16 protein-coding genes and 1 pseudogene are annotated in these 23,207 nt (G+C 73.9%); 9 read left to right on the top strand and 8 right to left on the bottom strand.

All coding sequences use genetic code 11. The features are described from left to right. Positions 1-108: 108 nt before the first annotated feature. The gene (locus tag ACZ5GH_RS00215; RefSeq protein WP_464333016.1) at positions 109-3,054 is read right to left on the bottom strand and encodes an RNA repair domain-containing protein; all 2,946 of its coding nucleotides are present in this window, start codon (positions 3,052-3,054) and stop codon (positions 109-111) included. Continuing rightward, on the bottom strand, positions 3,054-4,892 hold the full coding sequence (locus ACZ5GH_RS00210) for an RNA ligase family protein (protein WP_464333015.1): 1,839 nt from the start codon (positions 4,890-4,892) through the stop codon (positions 3,054-3,056). Before ACZ5GH_RS00210 ends, ACZ5GH_RS00215 begins: the two co-directional genes overlap by 1 nt. A 212-nt stretch (positions 4,893-5,104) precedes the next feature. On the opposite strand from ACZ5GH_RS00210, the gene ACZ5GH_RS00205 reads away from it, so the two are divergent. Then, positions 5,105-5,890, top strand: coding sequence for a class I SAM-dependent methyltransferase (locus tag ACZ5GH_RS00205; protein ID WP_387755674.1), 786 nt, complete (start codon positions 5,105-5,107; stop codon positions 5,888-5,890). A gap of 44 nt (positions 5,891-5,934) precedes the next feature. Beyond that, complete coding sequence (locus ACZ5GH_RS00200) at positions 5,935-6,651, top strand: flavodoxin family protein (protein ID WP_387755676.1); 717 nt, start codon at positions 5,935-5,937, stop codon at positions 6,649-6,651. Between the two features lie 241 nt (positions 6,652-6,892). On the opposite strand, the gene htpG is transcribed toward ACZ5GH_RS00200, so the two are convergent. Continuing rightward, entirely contained in the window at positions 6,893-8,863 is a 1,971-nt protein-coding gene (htpG, locus tag ACZ5GH_RS00195) for a molecular chaperone HtpG (protein ID WP_464333014.1), read from the bottom strand. Positions 8,864-8,918: 55 nt separating this feature from the next. After that, the gene (locus ACZ5GH_RS00190) at positions 8,919-9,605 is read right to left on the bottom strand and encodes a type III effector protein (RefSeq protein WP_387755681.1); all 687 of its coding nucleotides are present in this window, start codon (positions 9,603-9,605) and stop codon (positions 8,919-8,921) included. Positions 9,606-10,080: 475 nt separating this feature from the next. On the opposite strand from ACZ5GH_RS00190, the gene ACZ5GH_RS00185 reads away from it, so the two are divergent. From ACZ5GH_RS00185 to ACZ5GH_RS00175, 3 genes are all read left to right on the top strand, one after another. Further along, the gene (locus tag ACZ5GH_RS00185) at positions 10,081-11,223 is read left to right on the top strand and encodes an anion permease (protein ID WP_464336770.1); all 1,143 of its coding nucleotides are present in this window, start codon (positions 10,081-10,083) and stop codon (positions 11,221-11,223) included. 4 nt (positions 11,224-11,227) lie between these two features. Beyond that, a complete protein-coding gene (locus ACZ5GH_RS00180) occupies positions 11,228-11,473 on the top strand; it encodes a hypothetical protein (RefSeq protein WP_387755684.1) in 246 nt (81 codons plus the stop codon). Between the two features lie 410 nt (positions 11,474-11,883). Then, positions 11,884-12,558, top strand: coding sequence for a hypothetical protein (locus ACZ5GH_RS00175; RefSeq protein ID WP_464333013.1), 675 nt, complete (start codon positions 11,884-11,886; stop codon positions 12,556-12,558). Positions 12,559-12,749: 191 nt separating this feature from the next. On the opposite strand, the gene ACZ5GH_RS00170 is transcribed toward ACZ5GH_RS00175, so the two are convergent. Continuing rightward, on the bottom strand, positions 12,750-13,499 hold the full coding sequence (locus ACZ5GH_RS00170; protein ID WP_387755690.1) for an SDR family oxidoreductase: 750 nt from the start codon (positions 13,497-13,499) through the stop codon (positions 12,750-12,752). Positions 13,500-13,882: 383 nt separating this feature from the next. Here ACZ5GH_RS00170 and ACZ5GH_RS00165 point away from each other — a divergent pair, with 383 nt between their 5' ends. The 3 genes and pseudogenes from ACZ5GH_RS00165 to ACZ5GH_RS00155 all read left to right on the top strand — a co-directional run. After that, positions 13,883-14,254, top strand: a complete 372-nt coding sequence (locus ACZ5GH_RS00165) for a cupin domain-containing protein (RefSeq protein WP_464333012.1) — start codon at positions 13,883-13,885, stop codon at positions 14,252-14,254. A 254-nt stretch (positions 14,255-14,508) separates the two neighbouring features. Further along, entirely contained in the window at positions 14,509-17,307 is a 2,799-nt protein-coding gene (locus tag ACZ5GH_RS00160) for an ATP-binding protein (RefSeq protein WP_464333011.1), read from the top strand. Between the two features lie 210 nt (positions 17,308-17,517). Further along, positions 17,518-18,105: pseudogene (locus ACZ5GH_RS00155) on the top strand (sigma-70 family RNA polymerase sigma factor); the annotation flags it as partial. 48 nt (positions 18,106-18,153) lie between these two features. On the opposite strand, the gene ACZ5GH_RS00150 reads toward ACZ5GH_RS00155, so the two are convergent. Beyond that, positions 18,154-19,287 carry a glycoside hydrolase family 88 protein gene (locus ACZ5GH_RS00150; RefSeq protein ID WP_464333010.1) on the bottom strand — a complete coding sequence of 378 codons (1,134 nt, stop codon included), beginning with the start codon at positions 19,285-19,287 and terminating at the stop codon, positions 18,154-18,156. A 243-nt stretch (positions 19,288-19,530) separates the two neighbouring features. Between ACZ5GH_RS00150 and ACZ5GH_RS00145 the strand changes: the two genes are divergently transcribed. Further along, on the top strand, positions 19,531-20,481 hold the full coding sequence (locus ACZ5GH_RS00145; protein ID WP_464333009.1) for a ribosome-inactivating family protein: 951 nt from the start codon (positions 19,531-19,533) through the stop codon (positions 20,479-20,481). 85 nt (positions 20,482-20,566) lie between these two features. Here the strand turns inward: ACZ5GH_RS00145 and ACZ5GH_RS00140 are convergent, their stop codons facing one another. Both ACZ5GH_RS00140 and ACZ5GH_RS00135 read right to left on the bottom strand, forming a co-directional pair. Further along, the gene (locus ACZ5GH_RS00140; protein WP_464333008.1) at positions 20,567-21,472 is read right to left on the bottom strand and encodes a ribosome-inactivating family protein; all 906 of its coding nucleotides are present in this window, start codon (positions 21,470-21,472) and stop codon (positions 20,567-20,569) included. Positions 21,473-21,850: 378 nt separating this feature from the next. Then, positions 21,851-23,032, bottom strand: coding sequence for an alpha/beta hydrolase family protein (locus ACZ5GH_RS00135; RefSeq protein WP_464333007.1), 1,182 nt, complete (start codon positions 23,030-23,032; stop codon positions 21,851-21,853). Between the last annotated feature and the right edge of the window lie 175 nt (positions 23,033-23,207).

The raw sequence follows: 23,207 nt of genomic DNA, 5'->3' as shown, positions 1-23,207 counted from the left end.
CAGAAGAGTCCGATGGGCAGGGGCGGTTCGGCTGATCGGGGCGGTTCGGCTGTTTGGGGTGGTGCGGCGGGGCGGGGTGATCCGGCCGGGGCCGGGGGCAGGGGAGGGTCAGCGGGCCGGCGTGGGGACGGCGCCGCCGTCGACGTGCTCGACCCGGACGCCCGGCAGGGTGCGGGACCAGGCCTTGGCGAGCGGGGCGAGCCGGTCGGCGGAGAGCGGTGCGGGGCCGAGGCCGATCGGGAGGTGGAGGCGGCCGTCGGCGGTCCGGTACGGGTGGGGCCAGGCGTGCAGCCGGATGGCCCCGGCGTCCTCCAGCGCGCTCAGCAGGGCGCGGATGCGGCCCCGGACGACGCCGAGTGACTCCTCGTCGGTGCTCACCACGGCCCAGGCGGCGTGCCGACGGTGCAGTGGGGGAGCCGCGAGCAGGGCGGGCCAGGGGGATCCGGCGGCCTCACCGGGCCCGGCGACCTCGGCGGCTTCCGAGGCCTCGGTGGCCAGCTCCCAGGCGTGGTAGAGCTCCTCGGTGAGCAGGTCCCGGGTGTCGGCGCTGACCTGGGTGGTGCAGCTGCGGACCGGGGCGGAAGGGGTGAGGACGGTGAGCGGGCCCGAAGGGAGAGCCGCGGGCTCGGCGGAGAGGGCGGCGGGCCGGCGCCAGTCCCAGGTCGCCCAGGTCTCGGTGAACCGCCGGAAGAGGTCCTCCTCGGGAACGCCGGTCGCGTCCAGGACGGTCCGGGCGGCCAGCACCGACCAGGCCAGCGAGGGCAGTTGGCCGAACGGCGCGGAGTCCAGGCCGTGCGCCCGCGCCCAGGCCTTGACCTGGCGCGCCAGTCGGACGAAGCGGGCGTGCCGGTCGCCGAGCGCGGTCAGGATCGCCTCGGCGTCCGTGACGGCGCTCAGCGCGACGGCCGCCGCCTCGCCCAACTCCGCACGGCGGTCCACGGCTTGGGACGGGTCGAGGGTGCCGGTGAAGACCACCACGAGGTCGACCGCCAGGCCGTCGGCCGTCAGCCGCAGCCCCGGCACCCGGGCGCCGCGCACCTCGCGCAGTCCTCGGGCCTCCGGCAGTGCGGCCGCCAGCCGGGCGCGGACGTCGGGTAGGTCGGCGGGGCCGCGCAGCGCCGCCACCAGGTCCAGGTCGGCGCCGTCCAGCTGGCAGCCCAGCCGGCGGGAGCCGACGGTGTGCACCACGCCGTCGGGCAGGGCCGCCGCGATGCGCCGAGCCAACAGCCGCGCGGCAGAGGCGCGTTGAGCGGACTCCGGGGCCGGCGAGGTGATCGGTGGCTCGGACACCGCCCGCACCTCGCCCGTCCCCAGCGAGACCACCGCACGCGGCCGCATCGGCTCGGAGCCCCGGCGGGAGAGCACCACCAGCTCGCCGACCCGGGCGGAGGCCCCGGTGAGCCGGGTCGCGCAGTCGGCGGCCGCACGCTGGGGGTCGTCGCTGCGCCCGAGGGTCAGATGCGGGGTGAAGCCCTCCGCCCAGCCGCGGCAGCGGGGGAAACGGCGCTCCAGCGCGTGCCGCAGCGCCGCCCAGGGCGCGGGGGAGGCGGCGGCCGGGTCCAGCCAGAGGGTGGCGTCCTCGCGGTGCCCGAAGGTGTGGACGCCGTCCAGCCGCGCGGTGAACGGCGCCACCTCGGCGGCGGCCGCGCCCAGCAGTGGCAGGGCGCGGTCGAACTCGGCCTCCGGGACGAAGCCGAACAGCAGGTTGACGTGCGGGGGCCAGCGGCGCAGCTGCGGGTCGTACGCCTCGCGCAGCCGCTGGATCGGCGGCCACAGCTCCTCGGGCGGCAGCCAGGCGACGGCGGTGCGGGCGGTGGGTGGGGCGTCGAGGGCGTCCGGGATTCCGGTGATGCGGCCCTCACCGTGGAGGTCTGCGAGGCCTGCGAGGCTGTCGGTGCCGTCGGTGCCGTCGCTGTCGAGGAGGAGGTCGACGGCCACGCCGTAGTGGTCGGAGGGGAAGAGCCCGTCCTCGGCCGGGCGGTCGCCGAGCAGGGCGGCCGCGGTGACGCGGGTGCCGTCGGCGCGGTGCAGGACGCGGTCCAGTCGGCCCGGGCGGCCGGTCAGCGAGGAGACCGCGGCGAGCGGGTTGGCCCTCGGGTCGAAGGTCGGGGTGTCGTCGGCCGGTCCGTGCGCCTGGCTCCAGGCGTCCCGCAGGCCGAGTGCGGCGGCCGGGCCGGACGGGCCGGAACGGCCGTCGTTAAAGTCCCCGAGCAGCAGCAGCTCGCCCTCGACTCCCGACAACCCCTCAGCCAGCAGGGCGAGTTCGGCCCGGCGACGGTCGGCGCCGTCCGCCGAGTGGTCGCTGCTGAGGTGGACGGCGGCGACGGTCAGCGGGGCGCCGGCGGTCCGTAGCGAGAGCGCGGTGACGGCCTTGTGCGGGCCGAGCGCGTGCCGCCCGGCCGCCAGCACCGGCAGCCGGCTGAGCAGCAGCAGGCCGTGGTCGCCGACCTCGGGCCCGAGGGGGTCGGTGCCGAGGGTGTACCCGGCGCGGACCCAGCGGGCGGCCAGCAGCAGGGCGACCAGGGCGGGCTCGACCTCCTGGAGCGCGATGACGTCGGCGTCGGCGGCCTCCAGCGCGGCGAGCAGCAGCGGGCGGCGCCGGGCGGTGGCGATCCGGTCGGCGTCGTAGCGGTCCCACAGGGTGTTCCAGGTGACCACGCGCAGGCCGGTGGCCGTCGGGACGTCCCGGGCGCCGGCGGCGACGGCGGTAGCGGAGGCGGAGGCAGTGTCGGTGGGCCGCCAGCCGTCGTCAGGGTGCCAGGCGTACGGGGTGGTCGCGGTGAAGAAGGGCGCCGGCAGCCGGGGCGGTGCGGTGCGGCGCCCGGCCTCGGTGCTGTCGAGCAGGTCGACGCCCGAGGCGCGGTCCCAGACCCGCACGCCGTCGGCCTCGACCCAGTACACCCGGTGCCAGGGGATCTCGCCGGAGGCCGCGAAGCCTTCCAGGGATACCCGCTCGGTGCGGTCGTCGCGTTGGCGCACGCCCAGGGTGAACCGGGCCGGGTCGAAGCGGGCGTCCCAGCGGATGCGCTGGCAGATCTGTTCGATGGGGCGCATCAGTCCTCCTCTCCGTCGAGCGTGCCCGCCGTGTCCTCCACGGTGCCACCGGGGCCGACGTACCAGGTGCGGTGCGCCTGGCCGGGGTAGGGCGGGCCGAAGCGGTGCAGCTGTGCGGTGAGCACCTCGGCGGGCACCGGGTGCGGCCGAACGGCGTTGCGGCGCAGCAGCTCGTCCTCGCCGACCACCAGCACCACCTGGGTGACCAGGGCGTCGCGGCCCTGCGCGACGGCGTGGACGTGGGAGCGCTGCTGGCGGTTGAGCGAGGTGGCGTCCCAGACGACGGTGCCGGGGTTGGCGCCTGTGCCGGTGCCTATGCCGGGGCCGGTGCGGGTGCGGGTTTCGGGGCCGGTACCGGCGCCGCTCGTGCCCGTGCCCGCACCTCCGAGGCCGCCGGCGGTCGCCAGGGCGGCGTCCAGCCGGGCCAGCCCCTGGCGCAGCACGTCGGCGTTGTCGCGCTGGTCGGCGCGCGAGCCCCGGGCGGCGCGCAGGTCGTCCAGGCTGATCCGGGCGGCCACGCCGGTGAGCCCGGCGGCGAAGCTGCTCTTGCCGCTGCCGGACGGGCCGCACAGGTGGACCAGCCGGGGGAAGCGGCCGTCGCGCCAGCGCCAGGTGGCCGCCACGGCCTCCTCGGCGGTGGCGATCCGGCCGAGCGCGTACGCCTCGCGGGCCTGGGCCCAGCATCGGTCGGCGGCGTCGCGGTCCAGGTCGGCCAGGGCTTCGCGCAGCCCGGCCCGCAGCCGGGCGAGCGGCGCCTCGTCGAGCAGCCCGGCGTCCTCGGCGTACAGCGCCGACCAGGCGACCTGCTCGCGCTCCGCCCGTCCGGGGGCGGTGGTCGCGGCGAGGGCGTGCAGCACCCCGAGGTCGGCGGCGGCGGACAGCCGGACCAGTCCGGCGCGGCGCTCCTCGTCCGGGTACGGCCGGTGGAGGGCGAGGTGCAGTCCGACCAGGTCGGCGACCCGCCGGGCGAGCGGCAGGCCGAGCGGTCCGGCCAGCCGCGGGGCCAGCGACTGGCGGCGGTCGGTGCGCAATGCGGTGGCGAGCACACCGGCCAGCCGGGCGTCCCCGCCCCGGCCCAGCTCGTCCAGCCGGGCCGACACCTCGGCCAACTCCTCGGGCGGACAGGTGAGTTCGGGAACACCCAGGGCGGCCGCGAGGGCCGGGAGTTCGGGCAGCGCACCCGAGCGTACGGCCCAGAGCGCGGCGCTCGGGCCGAGCCCGTTCTCCACCACCGCGGCGTGCATCCAGTGGGTGTCGGTGCGCACGTGCCGCGGGCGGACCCACTTGGCGACCCGCTCGCCGAACCCGGCCCGGGGGAAGCCCCGGACGGTCCGCACCACGTACCCCTCCTGCCGGTCGAGGTCCAACCGCAGGGCGCGCAGGGCCCGTTCGTCGTAGCGGCCGCGCCACAGCACCCGGGGGGTGGGGATGCCGAGGCGGCGCAGGAAACGGACGGTGTCGTCCCAGTCCAGGCAGTGGTCCTGGCCGTCGGGCCCGCCCGTCCAGACCGAGAAGCCGTAGAACCAGCTCTCCAGGTCGGTGTACGGGATCGAGTGCCGGGCGAACAGGTTCTCGCCGCAGATCCGCCAGCCGTCGGGGATGCGCGGGGCGATCCGGCCCTGGAGGCCCTTCACCCAGGCGCGGGAGGGGTGGTGGGCGGAGTCCAGCGAGCGGGCGTGCAGGCCGTCGCGGTAGAGCGTGGTGTTCTCGCCGTCCAGCTTCTCGGTGACGACGACCTCGGCGCCGGCCAGCGCGGACAGGTCCCCGGTCCGTACGTCGTCCGCCGCCGCGCCCGGTGACCAGGGCAGATGCGGCGTCCGGGGGTAGTGCACACGCATGTCCGGCTCCCTGGGCGTTCTTGATCAGGCGGACACTGTGGGAGCGGTCGCGCAGCCCGGGCCACCGATTAATCGCCGCGCCTCCGAAGCCCTCGCCTCCGGGCGCACGGCGGCACGGACGACACGCGGGCAGGAACGTCCCTGCACCCCCGCGCCGCGCCCGTGCGGTGCAATGGCGCGACCCGACACGCCGTCAACAGGGGAGGCCACCGGTGGAGACCAGGACGAAGGACGCGGACCCGGTCCGGGTGCTGGACGTGGCGAGCGCCGACTACCGCCGGGCGTTCGAACTGTTCCTGGCCGGGACGGACGAGAAGCCCGTCACCCACGCCCGGCTGGGCGAGATCGCGGCCGCCCTGCCGCACCGCAGGGTCCTACTGGACCTCGGCGCGGGCGACGGCCGCACCACCGCGTACCTGAGCCGCCTCTTCGACCGCACGATCGCGGTGGAACCCAGCCCCTCGATGCGCGAGAAGCTCGGCGCCGCCTGCCCCGACGCACTCGTCCTCCCGGAGCCGCTCGACCGGGTCCACCCGCCGGAGCAGGGCGACCTCGTCCACCTCTCCCACGTGCTCTACTACGTGCCCGAGGCGGACTGGCCGGCCACCGTGTCCCGCGCCCTGGACTGGACGGCCCCCGGCGGCACCCTCCTGGTCGTGCTCCAGAACCCGGAGAGCCCCTGCATGCGGATGGCCGCGCACTTCACCGGCGCCCGCTACGACCTCAGGCCCCTCGCCGACCACCTGCGGCAGCGCCACCCCGAGCACGACTACGCCCTCGAGACCCTCGACCTCCACTACCGCGCGCCCGACCTCGCCGAGGCGGTGGACGTCGCCGAGTTCATGGTCAACGTCGCCGACCTGGCCACCCTCGACCCCCGCCCCACCCGCGCGGCCCTGGCCGCCTACGTCCAGGACCACTTCGCCCTCCCCGCCGGCGGCTACGCCATCGGCCACACCCAGGACATGCTCATCATCCGCCGCGCGCCCCAGGCCTGACCGCCGCCTCAAGCGCCCACCCCCGGACCAGGACCCCATCACCGATGCCCGACACCGCCCCGTCCTACCGCGACCTCCGCGCCCTGGTGATCAACTGCACCCTCAAGCGCTCCCCCGAACGCAGCCACACCCAGGGCCTGATCGACATCTCCACCGGCATCCTGGAACGCCAGGGCGTCGCGGTCGACGTCCTGCGCGCCGTCGACCTCGACATCGCGACGGGCGTCTGGCCGGACATGACCGAACACGGCTGGGAGACCGACGAGTGGCCGGTGATCTACTCCCAGGTGATGGCCGCCGACATCCTCACCCTGGCCGGGCCCGTGTGGCTGGGAGACAACTCGTCGGTGATGAAGAAGGTCATCGAGCGGCTCTACGCCTGCTCGTCGATCCTCAACTCCGAGGGCCAGTACGCCTACTACGGCCGCGTCGGCGGCTGCCTGATCACCGGTAACGAGGACGGCGCCAAGCACTGCGCGATGAACGTCCTCTACAGCCTCCAGCACCTGGGCTACACCATCCCGCCGCAGGCCGACGCGGGCTGGGTCGGCGAGGCGGGCCCCGGGCCGTCCTACCTCGACGAGGGATCGGGCGGGCCGGAGAACGACTTCACCAACCGCAACACCACCTTCATGACCTGGAACCAGCTCCACCTCGCCCGCATGCTCAAGGACGCCGGCGGCATCCCCGCCCACGGCAACCAGCGCTCCGAGTGGGACGCGGGCTGCCGCTTCGACTTCGAGAACCCCGAACACCGCTGAACCGAGTCAGGGTCGCCCGCTCGGGAACATCGACGGATGAGGGTCGGGCACTGCGCCTGCCCTGCCCGGGCCGGGCCGGCCGTGCACCGCGCCGCACGGCGGACCTCGCCGGCGCGGCACCGTCCACGGAGGCGTCGCCCCCTGCCCTCCCCGGGGGCGCATCGCGCGGGGACGGCCGGATGCGGTGCGGGGTGCGTCAGGCCGGACGGTTGGCGCCCGGCCTGACGCACCCCGCGGGGGGTCACAGGGCGTGGGTGAGACGATCGGTCAGCAGGCGGGTGAAGCGGGCGGGGTCGGGCAGGTCACCGCCTTCCGCGATCAGGGCGCTGCCGTGAACGAGTTCGGCGAGTTCGGCGAGCGCCGGGTCGTCGGCGTTCGCCCCGTGTGCCCGGCGCAGGGCGATGATCAGGGGGTGGGTGGGGTTGAGCTCCAGGATCCGCTTCACGGGCGGGAGTTCCTGGCCCATGGCCCGGTACATCTTCTCCAGGGTCGGGGTCAGGTCCTGTGCGTCGCCGACCAGACACGCCGCGGAGGTGGTCAGGCGGGACGAGAGACGAACCTGCTTGACGTGCGCGGCCAGCGAGGTCTGGAGCCAGGCGGTGAGGTCGGCGAAGTCCTGCTCGCGCTGAGCCTTCTCCGTTCCGTCAGTGCCTTCCCCGTCGGCGTCGTCGTCGAGGTCGACCTGGCCCTTCGCGATGGACTGGAAGCGGTGGCCGTCGAAGGCGGGGACCTGGTCGGTCCAGACCTCGTCGACGGGGTCGGTGAGGATCAGGACCTCGTAGCCCTTGGCGGTGAAGGCCTCCATGTGCGGGGAGTTCTCGACCATCTGGCGGTTCTCGCCGGTCAGGTAGTAGATGGCGTCCTGGCCGTCCTTCATCCGCGCGACGTACTCGTGCAGGGTGGTCGGCTTCTCCGCGTCAGCGGTGGAGGCGACGCTGACCAGTCCCAGCAGCGCGTCGGTGTTGTCCCGGTCCTCGATCAGGCCCTCCTTGAGGACCCGGCCGAACTGCTCCCACACCTTCGCGTAGGTCTCGCCGTTCTTGGTCTGCATGTCCTTGAGAGCGGCGAGCACCTTCTTGACCAGGCGCCGGCGCACCGCGGTGATCTGGCGGTCGTGCTGCAGGATCTCCCGGGAGACGTTGAGGGAGAGGTCGTGGGCGTCGACGACGCCCTTGACGAAGCGCAGGTAGTTCGGCATCAGCGCGTCGCAGTCGTCCATGATGAACACCCGCTTGACGTACAGCTGCACGCCCCGCTTGGCGTCCCGGGAGAACAGGTCGAACGGCGCGTGGGCCGGGATGAACAGCAGCGCCTCGTACTCGAAGGTGCCCTCGGCGCGCATGTGGATGGTCTCGACCGGGGCCTGCCAGTCGTGGCTGATCTGCTGGTAGAACTCACTGTACTCGGCCTCGGTCACCTCCGAACGGGGGCGGGCCCACAGCGCCTTCATGGAGTTCAGCGTCTGCGGCTCACCGGAGGCCCCGTCCGCGGCGCCGGGTTCGGCGTCCGCGCCGACGGTCGTGGCCGCCATGCGGATGGGCCAGCGGATGAAGTCCGAGTACTGCTTGACGATCTGGCGGACCTTCCACGCCGCGAGGTAGTCACCGACCCCGTCCTCGCCGTCCGCCGGTTTGAGGTGCAGCGTGACCGAGGTGCCCACCGGCAGGCCGTCGGCCTCCGCGATCGTGTAGGTCCCCTCACCGTCGGACTCCCACACGGTGCCCTGCTCGGTGCCGGCGCGGCGGGTGTGCAGGGTGACCTTGTCGGCGACCATGAACGCCGAGTAGAAGCCGACGCCGAACTGCCCGATCAGGCTCTGCGCCGCGTCCGCGTCCTTGGCCTCCTTGATCTTGGCCAGCAGGCTGGCGGTGCCGGACTTGGCGATGGTGCCGATCAGGTCGACCACGTCGTCACGCGTCATGCCGATGCCGTTGTCCCGCACCGTCAGGGTGCGGGCGTCCCGGTCGAGCTCCAGCGTGATGTGGAGGTCCGAGGTGTCGACTTCGAGGTCGGCATCGGTGAGGGATTCCAGGCGGAGCTTGTCGAGGGCGTCGGAGGCGTTGGAGATCAGCTCGCGCAGGAAGATGTCCTTGTTCGAGTAGATCGAGTGGATCACCAGCTGCAGCAGCTGGCGGGTTTCCGCCTGGAACTCCAGGGTCTGGGCGGGGTTGGACACGGGATGCGTCTCCTTCGTGTGCACGTGGCGGGACATGTTCGAACGGGCCTTCGGGGGCCGGACGGTCGTGTCGCACGGCCGACCCGGGTGGTCACCGGTCGACGGGGGGCGTGTGGCGGCGCCGGTCACTGTCAGTGCGAAGCTGGTCGGCTTGCGCGGCGAGCTGATCGAGGCGGTCCGCGATCTTCGGGTGCTCCGCCTCCAGGAGGGGCCGGGTTTCGGCGAGCGGGGCGAGCAGGCGGGCGGGGTCGTGGTGGCCGAGCGCGTCCAGGAGCCGCTCCACAGCGGGGGCCGCCTGCGCGCTGACGCCGTCCAGAGCTCCGATCTGTCCGGCGAGGCGGCGCAGGTCGGCGGCATTGTCCCGGGCCCACGTCGTCACCGCGCGGTCGGCGGCGCGCCGGTCGCGCGTGGCCTGGACGCGTTGCTCGCCGGTGCGTCCCGCCTCGGTGCCGACATCCGTGTGGGGCCGCATGCGGAGGTAGCGGCGCTCGGCAGCCTGGCGGCTCCGGACTCCCAGCGGCGCCGCGAGATCGGCCCAGGTGGCGCCGGCACTGCGGGCGGTCTCGATCAGGCCGGTCTCCCAGCCGGCCAGTTCCTCGCGAAGGTGACGCAGCAACAGGATTGCGGAAAGGGCCTGTTGTGGATCGCTCTGGCCTGTGTCGTCCGGGGGCGCGTGCCGGGCGGTGCGGGCGACGGCGTCCATCATGCCCAGCGCGGCGGCGGCGGCCAGGAACGAGATCGGCCCCACCCCGGCCGGGCCGGTGTCCTGGGTGTCCATGCCGTCACCCTTTCGCTGACTGGATCATTGTCATCGTATGGATGACACGGTACAACGGGTTCGTGTCCATCCACCAGCCCGGGGCGAACCGCGCCGCGACAGCCGAGGAGTCCGCGCCGGCCGCAGGCCACGGCATCGGCAGGGCTCGATCCGGTCCGGGAGGACCCGTGTTCACCTGCGTGCCCGGCCATCCTTGGTGTCAACCGTTCGGCGACATGCGTCGGCGGTCTGTCCAGGGCCGTCGTACTCGGAGGCGGTCTTGGCGGGCTGCTGGTGCAGTCATCGGCCCGCCTGTACGGGAGCTGTGCCCGGTCGGCTCGTCAGCGACGATCGCATCGTTCGGGTCGGCGCGGAGGTCGGGATCCCGTTGGCGTCCGGTAGGTGCTGGTCCGATCGGATGGTGCCTCGTGAGGGCTGGCCCGTGCGAGTGTCGCGGACTCGGGTGGGCGGGGTGGACGGCTACGTTCGGTCCGTGATGGGCGACGACGTGGTTCTGGCGCTGGTGGTCGCCACCGCGCTGGGATTCGACTTCACCAACGGGTTCCACGACACCGGTAACGCGATGGCGACCTCGATCGTGACCGGGGCCCTCCCACCGCGTGTCGCGGTCGCGGTGTCGGCGGTGCTGAACCTGGTCGGGGCGTTCCTGTCGACCGCGGTCGCCGCGACCATCGCCGGCGGCTTGGTCGACAGCCACCAGGTGACCCTGACGGTCGTCATGGTGGGCCTGACCGGCAGCATCCTGTGGAACCTCACCACCTGGTTCCTCGGGATCCCCTCCAGTTCCTCGCACGCGCTGATCGGTGGCGTGGTCGGTGCGACCATGGCGGCAGCCGGCGGCTCGGCCGTGAAGTGGCACGGCCTGGTCGCCAAGGTGATCGTCCCGGCCGCCCTGTCGCCGGTCATCGCCGGCGCGATCGCCGCGCTCGGCACCTACCTGGTCTACCGCCTCACCCGCGACGTGTCCGACGGTCCGCGCCGGCGCGGCTTCAGGGCGGGCCAGGTCGGTTCGGCCTGCATGGTCTCGCTTGCGCACGGCACCAACGACGCCCAGAAGACGATGGGTGTCATCACCCTGGCGCTGATCGCCAACGGCACGCTGCACGCCGGAGCGAAGGCCCCGGATTGGGTGATCGCCTCCTGCGCCGTCGCGATCGCCCTGGGCACCTACACCGGCGGCTGGCGGGTCATCCGGGCGCTGGGCAAGGGCCTGGTCGAGATCGAGGCACCGCAGGGGATGGCCTCCGAATCGGCCTCGGCCGCCGTCATCCTCGCCTCCACCGACTTCGGCTACTCGCTCTCCACCACCCACGTGGCCACCGGGTCGATCCTCGGCTCCGGAGTGGGGAAGAAGGGCGCCGAGGTGCGCTGGCGCATCGCCCGCCGGATGGTGGCGGCCTGGCTGATCACCCTCCCGGCCGCGGCGGTGGTCGGCGCCGTCGCCTACTGGATCGCGAACGGCGTCGGAGGCACCGCCGGTGTGGTGGTGATCTTCGTCCTGCTGATCCTCGCCTCGATCGCCTTCTACGCCGCCTCGCGCCATCCGGCCGTCACCCCGGAGAACGTCAACGCCGCGTGGACGGGTTCAGTCGTCCCGCGACCCCCACGGGCGAGGTGACCCGGTGAACTCCTGGATCAATCTGAACGCACTCTGGAAGATCATCGTGGTAGGGCTGCTCGCCGGCGCCGGCCTGCCCGCGCTGTTCGCGGTCGGTGTACGTGCCCTCAACCCGCCGAGCCGGCCGGGCAAGCCGACCACAGGACGCCTCGCCGCCGGTCCGATCGGCCGTACCGTCGCCGCCCTGTGCTTCGCCGTGGTCCTCGCCGCAGTCGGTTGGGGCATGGCGGTCATCGTCCACCACGGCTGACTGCGACACCGACGGCTCGTCCTCTTCTCCGGGTGCCATGTGGTGTCCCATGGTGGTGGTTCAGGGGCCGACTTCTGTCTCGGAACGACGGTTCCGCGTGCGCCCGACGCAACTGATCCGCCGGGGTTTCGGGCCGTTCGTTCGGCCGGTTCCAGGAGCTTCGGGGCCGTGGGCGGTTTCGGCGACGCGGTGGCGGACGTGAGGCCGGCGAGCGTGGCGGCGCACCGGCCCGGGTCGAGCTCGCGCCCGCCGCGGCCGACGACGGAACCGGGCGCCGGCTCTGGGAGTTGAGCGAGCGGCCGATCGGAGTGCGGTACGGGCCGGCGGTCTCCCGCTGACCGGGAACCGGAGCCGCTCGGGGAACATCGGGGTAGGCAGGGGGCGAGGCGTTCCGGAGCGGGGAGGGTGACATGACGGACAAGGCCGGCAACACCGGGATGGAGGAGACGTCCCGGGGCCGGCAGGTGTTCTGGCGCGCCCTGACCGTGGGGGCGGCGCTCACCTGCGCGGTCAGCGGGGCACTGCTCTTCTGGTCGTGGGGATCGACGCTGGCACCACTGCCCCTCCTCCCGCTCTGGATCACCGGCGCCGTCGGGCTGGTGGTGGCGGTGGCCGCCTCGTTCGGGATCCGGGACGGCGACGGGACTCCGCTCCCCACCGTGGGGACGGCCCTGCTGATCCTCACGCTCTGGCTCGGCGCCTCGGCGGCCGACTTAGCCGCGAGCGGGGTCCGGGACTGGGTGCGCACCCCGCAGGCGGTCACCGCGACCGTCACCGAGTGCCGGACGGAGAGCTCGTTCCACGAAAACGACACCGTCGGCTTCGACCACGTCGCCTGCCTCTACCACTGGACCTTCAACGGCGACGAGCGCACCGGGAGGCTGGCGGGCGACTCGCATCCGGACGGCACGCGGGTCGGCATGTGGATGAGCCCGAAGACGGGCGAACTCGCCGAACACCCGCTGTTCGCCCTCATCGGCTACACCGCCGGGGCACTCGGCGCGGCCGCGATCGTCCTCGTCGGCGGCTGGTTCCGGCTGCGGACGGAGGCGTGCCGGCTGCTCGGGCGGCCGGTCACGCCGTAGCGGTGCGGTGCGCCGTAGCGGTGCGGTGCGTCAGGTGGCGCGTTGGCCGTGGAGGAGGAGGGACAGAGAGAGGGAACGGGAGATCCGCGAGGGCGGGCGGGGTTCCCGGGACGGTGGTCGTCACGCGTCCTGTGTCGGCGGGCCAGGAAGGGCCGGAGGGGCAGGGGTCAGGGGGCAGGGGTCAGGGGACGTCACGGCCGGGACCGGGCGAGCCAGTCGGCGAAGCGCGCCCCGGCGATGTGCGCGCCGGGGCCGGGCAGCAGTGTGGTCTCCCGCAACCCGCTGCCGAAGTACTCGGCGTGCGGGTCGGTCACCACGGTGCGCCGGTCGCCGTCGGCGGCCAGGGTCTCGCGGACGAGTTCGTCCAGCCGGAAGGTGTCGGGACCGGCCACCTCGACCACGCCGTTGACGGGGGAACCGACGGCCGTACGACCCACGGCGGCAGCCACGTCGTCGGAGAGGACGGGACGGATCCCGACCGGGGCGAGGCGCACGGTGTCGCCGTCGGTGGCCTCGGCGGCGATGCCTCGCACGAACTCGAAGAACTGGGTGGCGTGCACGATGGAGTAGGGCAGCCCGGACGCCTCGATCAGCTCCTCCTGCGCCTGCTTGGCCCGGAAGTAGCCGCTCGCCTGGAGGCGTTCGGTGCCGACCACCGACAGGGCGACGTGATGGGCGACACCGGCCTCGGCCCCGGCCTTGAGGAGGTTGGCCGTCGAGGTGCGGAAGAACTCCATCACGGCGTCGTCCGCGAACGAGGGGGAGTTGGACACGTCGACGACGACCCGGGCGCCGTCGAGCACTTCGGCGAGGCCCGCACCGGTCAGCGTGTCGACGCCCGTGCTCGGCGCGGCCGCCACCGCCTCGTGGCCCTGTTCGCCGAGGCCGGCGACCAGCTTCGATCCGATCAGTCCGGTGCCGCCGATGACTACGACCTTCATGGGGGGAATCCTCTCGAGACGTTCGCGGTTCTGGGTCCTCACCAGGTAAAGACCGGGCTGCCGCGATGGTTGTGACGGCAGGCCGGAAGAATTCCGAACTCCGTCCGTCCTCGCCCGGACGGCCCACCGGGCGAGCGTGACGGCCGTCGGCGTACCGGGCCAGGCCCGCGTGGTCCCTACGGTGCTGTGACACCCGCGGCGCTCCCCACGTGTCACACATCCACACGGTGCCCGGTCAACACTGCCGAAGGGCGGGGGAGAAGCACCCCGCCCGGTACCGGGCGACGGACGGAAGGCGCACGACAGTGTCGGACCACCACGCAGGACACCCGCACACGGCAGGCGACCCGGCGTCGTCGGCGAGCTGGACGACCGCGGCCCGGATGCTGCAGGACGCAGGGCCGCTGACCATCCCCGAGGGAGCGTCCGCGATGACCGTGCGGATCGAGTGGGAGCCGGGCGACCCGGGCACCCCGCCGCACCGCCACTCCGGCCCCGCCTTCGGGTACGTGGTCGAGGGCGCGGTCCGCTTCGAGCTGGAGGGCGAGCCCGAGCGGGTGGTGGAGGCCGGCGGCACCTTCTGGGAGCCGGGCGGCGACGCCATCCACTACCAGGACGGCAACGCGCTCGCCGACGCGCGGACCCGGTTCGTGGTGACCATGCTCTGCGCCCCCGGCAAGCCCATGCTCGAACTCGTCTCCGAGGAGGAGCTCGAACAACGCGCCCACCTCCGCGCTCCGCGCCCGGCCGGATGAGTACGCGGCCGGAGGAGGACGCCACTGCAGGAGCCGGACGAGGTCGTAGCGGCCGTCGAGGCGCACTGGGCGGCGCACCCGGATCGGGCAGACGAGCCCCCGGAACCGACGCCTTCGCGGCGCGGTGACGGTGCCTCACGGCGCCGCCCCAGCAGAGCAACCGGCGCACCGTTTGTTCGTCCACGCGAGCTGATGCATGATGAGGACGGCCCGAGCCGATCAGGGCCGAACCTTGAACGGCATGGTGGTGGTGGATGGCGGGCGGCGCCCCTCGGCGCGGGTCGCGCGACCCGCGCGGGCTGCCCGCGCTGCGCGGCCGGCGGAGCGAATGCGGAGCGCTGGACCGGGTGATCGCCGGCGTCCGGACGGGCCGGGGCCAGGTGCTGGTGCTGCGCGGCGAGCCCGGAGTCGGCAAGTCCGCCCTGCTGGAGCACCTGGTGGGCGGCGCGACGGGGTGCCGGATCCTGCGGGTCGTCGGCGTCGAGTCCGAGATGGAGCTGCCCTTCGCCGGACTGCACCAGCTGTGCGTGCCCCTGACGGACCGCCTCGACCGCATCCCCGGCCCGCAACGCGACGCCCTGGCCGTCGCGTTCGGACTGAGCGCGGGCAGCGCGCCGGACCGCTTCCTGGTCGGCCTGGCGGTGCTCAGCCTGCTGGCCGAGGCCGCGGAGGACGAACCGCTGGTCTGTGCCGTGGACGACGCCCAGTGGCTCGACCGGGTCTCCGTCCAGACCCTGGCCTTCGTCGCCCGTCGGCTGCTCGCCGAGCGGGTGGCGCTGGTGTTCGCGGTGCGCGCCTCGGCGCCCGCCGCGGACGGCGACCCCTTCCGCGGGCTGCCCGAGACCGTCGTCCGGGGGCTGCGCGAGGACGACGCACGGGCGCTGCTGGAATCGCTGGTCCCCGGCCGGCTGGACGAGCGGGTCAGGGACCGCATCGTCGCCGAGACCAGCGGCAACCCGCTGGCTCTGCTGGAGCTGACCAGGGGACTGACCGCCGCCGAACTGGCCGGCGGCTTCGGGCGCCCGGACGCCCGCCCGCTGGCCGGCCAGATCGAGCAGACCTACCTGCGGCGCATCGGATCGCTGCCGGCCGCCGCCCAGCGGCTGCTGCTGGCGGCGGCCGCGGACCCGGTGGGCGACGTGCCGCTGCTGCGCCGGGTCGCCGAGCGGCTCGGCATCGACGCGGACGCCGCGGGAGCCGTCGAAGCGGCCGGACTGGTCGAGTTCGGCACCCGGGTCCGATTCCACCACCCGCTGGTGCGCTCGGCGGCCTACCGCGCCGCCGACCCCACCGTGCGCCGGGACGTCCACCGCGCACTGGCCGAGGCGACCGACCCCGACGTCGACTCCGACCGCCGGGCCTGGCACCGCGCCCACGCGGCCCTCGGACCCGACGAGGCCCTGGCGGGCGAGCTGGAGCGCTCGGCCGGCCGGGCCCAGGCCCGCGGCGGGATCGCCGCGGCGGCGGCGTTCCTGAGACGGGCGACCGAGCTGACGCCCGACCCGATCCGGCGCGGAGCCCGGGCCGAGGCCGCTGCCCGGGCCGCGTTCGACGCCGGTTCCCCCGACGCCGCGCTCGAACTCCTCGCCGCCGCCGAGCTGAGCCGGCCGGACGAGGCGCAGCACGCCCGACTGACCCGGCTGCGCGCCCAGTTGGTGCTGGCGCGCAGGCGCGGCGGCGAGGCGCTGCCCCTGCTGCTCGACGCGGCCGGCCGACTGGCCCGGACCGGCGACGCGCACGCCCGCGAGGCCTACCTCGACGCCATCGGATCGGCGGTCTACGCCGGACGCCTGGCGGACCGCACCGGCGTGCGGGAGGTCGCCGAGGCCGCCCGCACGGCACCGCCCGCACCACGTCCGGCGCGGCCCACCGACCTGCTCCTGGACGGCCTGGTGGCCTGGTTCGCCGACGGCTGCGCCGCCGGGGGGCCACTGCTGAGGTCGGCGCTGGGCGCGTTCCGGCAGGCCGCCGCGTACGAGGGCGGCGACGCCATGCGCTGGCTCTGGCTGACCTGGCTGGTCGCCGGAGAGATCTGGGACGACGAGACGTGGCACCGGCTGACCGAGCGGGCGGTCAGGGCGGCCCGCGAGAGCGGCGCCCTCAACTTCCTGCCGCTGGCGCTGGGGTACCGGGCCGTCCTGTCCGTGCACACCGGCGACTTCGACCTCGCCGCGGCGCTCGTCGAGGAGGCCGCCACCCTCGGGGAGGCGACCGGCCACTCGCCGGTGGGCTACCCCTCGATCCTGCTCACGGCCTGGCGCGGCGAGGGCGAGCAGGCCGCGGAGACGATCCGCAGCGGCGTCGCGGAGGCGACCTCGTGGGGCGAGGGGCGGGCGATCGGCGCCGAGCACTATCTCCTCGCGGTGCTGTACAACGGCCTCGGCCACTACCGGGAGGCCCTGGAGCAGGCCGAACGGGCCGTGGCGTACGAGGACCTGGCGCTCGTCGGGTCCGCCCTCGCCGAGCACGTCGAGGCGGCCGTACGGGCCGGTGCCCCCGAGGCGGCCGGCACGTCCCTGCGCCGGCTGGCGGAACGCGCCGAGGCCGGCGGTACGGACTGGGCCCTGGGCGTGCTGGCCCGCTCCAGGGCCCTGGTGAGCGAGGGCCCGGCCGCCGAACGGCTGCACCGGGAGGCCGTCGAGCGCCTCGGACGCGGCCGGATCGCCGTCGACCTCGCCCGCGCCCACCTGGTGTACGGCGAGTGGCTGCGCCGTGAGAACCGGCGGGCCGACGCGCGCGAGCACCTGCGCACCGCCCACGCGATGCTGCAGCGCTTCGGCGCCCGCGCCTTCGCCGAGCGCGCGCGGCGCGAACTCCTGGCCACCGGCGAGACGGTACGGCACCGTCCGGCCGAGGCGGGCGACCTCCGCGAGGCCCTCACCGCCCAGGAGGGGCAGATCGCCCGGCTGGCCGCCGACGGCATGACGAACGCGGAGATAGGCGCCGAACTGTTCATCAGCCCGCGCACCGTGGAATGGCACCTGGGCAAGGTCTTCACCAAGCTCGACGTCACCTCGCGCAACAAGCTCCGCGCGGTGCTGGCCGGCCCCTGACGGCCGGGGCGCCGAAGGCCCCGGGGGACACCCGGGGGTGGACCGGGGATTTCCCCGGCGCCCCGGGACGGGTCCGGACGGCAGCGTGTCCACCAGGGCATCGACCGATGCCGGGTGTCGAACGGAGCCGTGGTGACCGAGTGCGAAGAACAGTCCGCAGAGCAGTCGGGGACGTGGGCGGCCCCCCGGCCGGCCGCCGGGGACGGCGCCCTGGAGGAGGCCGCGGCCGTCTTCGAGGGCCTGCGGCCGCACCTCTTCGGCATCGCCTACCGGATGCTGGGCAGCGCGGCCGAGGCGGAGGACGTGGTCCAGGACGTGTGGCTGCGCTGGCAGAACACCGACCGCACGGCCGTGGTCAGCCCGGTGGCCTTCCTGTCGCGCGCCACCACCCGGCTGGCCATCAACGTGGCCCAGTCCGCCCGCTCGCGCCGCCAGACCTCCATCGGCCCCTGGCTGCCCGACTGCGTCGACCCCGCGGCCGACCCCGAGGCCGGCGTGCAGCAGGCCGAGGAGGTCGAACTCGCCCTGCTGCTGGTCCTGGAGACGCTCACGCCCGCCGAGCGGGCGGTGTACGTCCTGCGCGAGGCCTTCGAGTACACCTACACCGACCTCGCCGGCATGCTGCGCCTCAGCGCCGTCAACGTCCGCCAGATCGCCAGCCGGGCCCGCCGCCGCCTCGCGGCCGGCCGGCGGGGGAGGGCGGACGCGGGGGAGCACCGGCGGCTGCTGGAGGTCTTCCTCGCGGCGGCCAGGACCGGCGACGTCGGCTCCCTGGAGGAGTTCCTGGCCCCGGCCGCCGCCCGGTAGCCCGCCTTGGCGCCCCGCGCGGCCCGCCACCCGGCGCGGTCACGAGGCCAGTCGGGCGACCTGCGAGCCGGCCAGCAGGAAGGCGCCGACCCCGAAGTCGGCGGTGCTCTCGTAGGTGATCGGCCGGCTCGACTCGGGGCGGTCCCCGATGCCCTGGACCCAGCCCAGCCTCCCGTCCGGGTGCACGGCGTCCCGCACGAGCGCGTTCCAGCCCCTGGCGAGGACGGGCAGATAGGTGGCCCGGTCGATCACGCCGGTGCGGATGGCGTGGGCCAGGCCGAAGCAGAACAGGGCGGTCCCGCTCGACTCCCGGCCGGGCAGGTGCCCGGGGTCGGCCAGGGACGGGTTCCAGAAGCCGTCCGGGCGCTGCCGGGCCAGCAGGGCGCGGCTCATCCCCTGCATGTTCCACCGGTACTCGGGCGCCCGCCGGTCGGTGGACGGCAGGACGGCCAGCACCTTGGCGTGGGCGGCGTAGGCCCACCCGTTGCCCCGGGACCAGAACACCGGCCTGCCGTTTGGCGACAGCCGCCCGCCGCCGCCGGGGGACCAGGTCTCGTCGCGGTACCAGAGCTCGTGGGTGTAGTCGTACAGCCCGCCGCCCCGCACCCGCTTGGTGTGGTCGTACAGCGCGTACATCTTCGCCCAGTACGCGCTGTCGCCGCGCAGCGCGCCGAGCCGGGCCATCGGGGGCATCGCCATGTGCAGGGCGTCCACCCACCACCAGTCGTCGTCCTTCTCGGGCCGGTCGGTGTGGACCATCCGGTGCAGGGAGGCCTCGATGTCCGCGATCCGCTCCTCCCCGCCGCGCACCTCGTGGATGTCCAGGTACACCTGGCCGGCGTTGTGGTCGTCGGCGTGCCGGGTGGCCACCCCGCCGGCGAGGCCGTAGTCGTGCTTCTCCGCCCAGGACTCGGCGTAGGCGAGGTAGCGCGGCTCGCCGGTCAGCCGGTAGGCGGCCATGGTGCCGCCGAAGTAGGTGGCCCTGGCCCAGCGGTTGTCGCCGGGATCGCCGTGGCCGTTGATCCAGTGGTCGTTGACCCGGCGCACGCTCTCCACGACCGCGGCCCGGCCGGGCAGCACGTCGGCCGGGGCCGCCAGCGCGCGGTCCGCCGCCGTCACGGGGCCGGCGAGGGGCAGGGCGGCCGAGAGCCGCAGGAAGTTCCGGCGTCGCATGGTGTGGTGCCTCCTGCTGGAAGGGCCCAGCCGCCGTGGCGGAGGGCCGGGACGTGGTCAGTTCGGCGGCGGCCCTTCGAAGTCCGGACCCGGCCGCGTGCGGCCGGCCACCGCGAGCACCGGCCGCCGGCGACCACACAGATGACCGGACAGGGCCGCCCGGTGTGACAGACCGCGGCCCCGGCACCCAGCCCGCACCGACGGCGGCCGTCACAATCACGGGCTCTGGCCTGTCAGTTGGATGTGAAACCGAAACCCACCACACGACGGACCGTACGCCCGGCCGCCGCGGCCCTCACCGCCGCCCTCGCCCTCACCGCCCCCGGCGCCCCGCCGGCCACCTCGGCCGTCCCTCCGGACAAGGTGACCTGGGTCATCCACAGACTCGACGACGACCCCGCCCACCCCGGCGGATCCGCCGGCCGGGACCGGTACTTCTCCGTGGTCACCCAGATCCGCAACTGGATGGCCGGCCCGACGGTCCGCGGCGACATCCGGCTCAGCCAGGCGGACACCGACGGCATCATCGGGATCGACCTCCGCGACCACACGGGCGCCCGGCTCGTCACCCTGTTCCTCAATCCCCACAGCGGGTACCTCACCGGCTTCCACGCCCGCAACGAGGTCGTCTTCTACTTCAGCGACGCCAACCCCGCCATGGTCGAGGAGATGAAGAGGTACGCCGGGAACATCGGCTCGCGCACCTACCAGACACACCTGTCCGGATCGTTCGACGCCTGGTACACCGCGGCCACCAGCGGTGGCCTGACCGCCCCCACCGGCATCGGCACCCGGTCCTTCCGCGACGCGGCCTCCTCGCTGGGCGGCTCGCCGGAGCCGGAGTACATCGACCGCTTCCTCCCGCAGACCGCCCAGTACCTGCTCACCCTCAGCCCGGCCTACGCGCAGGCCTCCCACTACACCCTCTTCCGTGACCGGATGGGCGACGCCCTCGCCAACAGCACCTCCTCGGCGGTCGTCATGGACAACCGCACCCGGGAGCTGCGCGCCAACTGGGAGAAGATCAGCAACGACACGCTGCCCAACATCCCCTTCCTGGCGAACGACCGTACGGCGGGCGGTGACGCCCTGCCCTTCCCCGTCACCCTGGGGCCCGTGAACGGCACGCTGCGCACCGTCTCCGACCTGGCTTCCGCGCTGCGCATCCTCACGAACACCCAGGGGCGGGAGTAGCGGCCGCCCGCCGCCGCGTGCCCGCGGCGCGACGGAGCCCGGCCGGAGGCGAGTTCGCCTCCGGCCGGGCTCCGTCTCCGGCGCCTCAGTGGGCCCCCTTGAGGTACACCGTCATCCGGACCTCCCGGTGGAGGTCGCCCAGGGTGTTCAGCGTCCCGTTGATCGGGCCGATGTCGATCCTCTCCGGGAGCGGAGTGGAAGCCTGCGCGGCCCGGTGGTTGCGCCACCAGACCGCGTACCGCTCGGCCCAGTTGGTCCACCGCGCCCAGGCCCGGCGGACCTCGAAGGCCCGCTCGTCGTAGACCGGGACCCTGGTCTGGTACGTCGTGCGGCCCATGGCCTGGGCGACGTCGTCACGGAAGCTGGTCCACCGCACGCCCAGCTCGTAGGCGGCGGACAGGGTGCGCATGGACTCCGCGATCGACGGGATGTCGAGGCTCTGCACCGGCCCGGGCGGGAACCGCCAGAGCTGCCAGCCGGCACTGCCGAAGTCCGCGGCGTTGAAGTTCCGTTGCAGCCCGACGCCCGAGTCGGCGATCCGCTGCTCCCACTCGTTCCACGAGCCGTTCATGGGCAGCTCGACGGCATGGCCGTGCTGCGACACGGCCAGGTCCCGGATCTCCTGGATGACGGTGGGGGCCGCGTCCCTGAAGTAGTAGTAGTAATTGTGGGCGGTCGCGAAACCCGCGATGTAGAGCGAGTGCGGGTTGATGAGCAGCGTGCCCCGGTGCTCGTTCAGGTCGCCCTCCAGTTCGAGGACGATGAGCCCGCCCGCGTGCTCCTGGATCTCCTGGATGTCGCCGTCGAACGGGTGCCCCGCCGCCCGGCGGATGAGGTTGACGATCTCCTTGTACTCGCTCTCGCCGGAGATGTCCGACGAGGCGTCGGCGATGATCTTGGTGTGCAGGTACCTCCAGAAGCCGGGCCCGGTGTCCGCCTCGGCGGGTTGCGTCCCGACCCAGGTGGCGGCGACGGTGAGAGCGGCGATCACGAACGCCAGCAAAGGTTTCGTGATCCCGCTCCGGCGGGTTCTTGTCAGCACAACGTCCAGACCTCCGGTGCCCTCGGTGATGGGACAACGTGGCACACTCGCCACGTTCCACCGGACTGACCGGACAGGGCCGCGATATGTGACAGCTGGTCAGGAAGCTTGTTGGCAACGGCTTTGCGGTGACGACGGGCCCTGTGGTGGAGGCAGCCGGCGGATCACACCGAGTGCGGCCGAGCGGAACCGAAGGGTGCCGCGTTGTCGCATGCCCCGGAAGGCAGGGCCGTCCGCCGCTCGGTGGCGCTCATCCTGGCTGCCTCGGCCGCTCCGTCCGGCAGCCGGCGAGGAGTCGGGTGAGCAGGCCTTGCCGCCGGCGCCCGGCTAGTGCTGGAAGATCACTTCCGGATCGTTCGGCGAGGGGCCGTCCAGAAGCGGACTGCGGAGCCCCTTCAGCGTCCGGTCGAAGAAAGCTGTCACGTACTTGCGGGTGATCACCACCCCGCGTTCCGAGGAGAGGGGCGGTGTCGGGAACCCGGCCTGCTCCTGAAGCAGGTCCAGGTCGGAGAAGCTGAAGTGGTCGGCGCCGGCGACCGTCAGCCACTTCTTGTAGCCGCCGAGGGCGGCCCAAGGGTGCTCCCAATCGGTGTTGGCGGCCGTACCCAGCATGAGGAACGGCCGGTTGATCCGGCCGGGCATCGGGTCCGGGTGGAAGGTGCCGTCCATGTTCACTCCGGCTCGTACTCGCGGGTCGGCGATCATCGTGGCGGCGGCCGCCGCTCCGCCGAGGGAGTGTCCGGCCATGCCGATCCCGTGCTTGTCGATGAGGTGTGCCAGGCGCCACGCGGTACTGCCGTGCGTCAACCGGTCGATCACGAAGGACACGTCCAGCGCACGGCTGGCGGCGACGGAGTCGAAGTCGAGCCCCGCCGGCCCATCGCAGATCGCGCACGGCGGCGTCCGGCCGTCCGCCAGCGTCTCGCCGCTGTCCTCGTAGGTGTGGCCGACGAGCGCGACGACGTAGCCGTGACTGGCCAGGTCGGTCGCGAGCGAGGTGAGCGTCATGCGCGGGTTCTCGTACGCGGGTGAGAGGACCACCAGCGGATACTTGCCGCTCCGCGGCCGCGCGCCGTCGGAGGCGTGGGTGGTGACGCCGGCAAGGGCCTGGGGGGTGACGCCGGAGCTCGCCGGCACGTTCTGCCGCCGGAGGATTCCGGCTGCCTCGGCGAGGGTCATGTAGGGGGCCGGAGTCCCGGTCCCGGGGACGGCCGGGTAGACCATCGTGACGGTCAGTTGGCGGGGGCCGGAAGACGGCACCCACGGGTCGGGACGGCTCGCGTCGGTGAGGTGGATGACGTCCTCGCCGGCGGCATAGGGGCCGGTCGGCGCGGGGAGCGTGCCCTGGAAGGACCGCGGGGGCGTCGTGGCAGCCGTGGCGACGGTCGTGTGGACGGCGGACGGCAGGGTCGTGGCGGCGAGTCCGGTGCCGGTCGCGGCCACTGATGCGGCGAGACCCAGGACGGCGACGGCGCTGGTACGGCGCCTACGGTTCGAGGTGGTGTTCACGGGCACGATCCTGCCCGGCCCCGCCGCGCCGCTCGATCATGCGGGCTTCCGTCTTGAAGGTGGTACTGGCTACACCAAGATCCCAGCGGCGCGCTCTCCCTGATCGCACCACGTCGCTCGGTGCTGTCCTGTGCCTGCGCTGGGTGAGGGCCGGCAGCCCCTGCGGCGTCGAAGA

It is taken from the genome of Kitasatospora sp. Xyl93 (assembly GCF_055383135.1).
The sequence above is the reverse complement of the archived record's forward strand: the minus strand, read 5'-3'. Positions and strand labels throughout refer to the sequence as shown.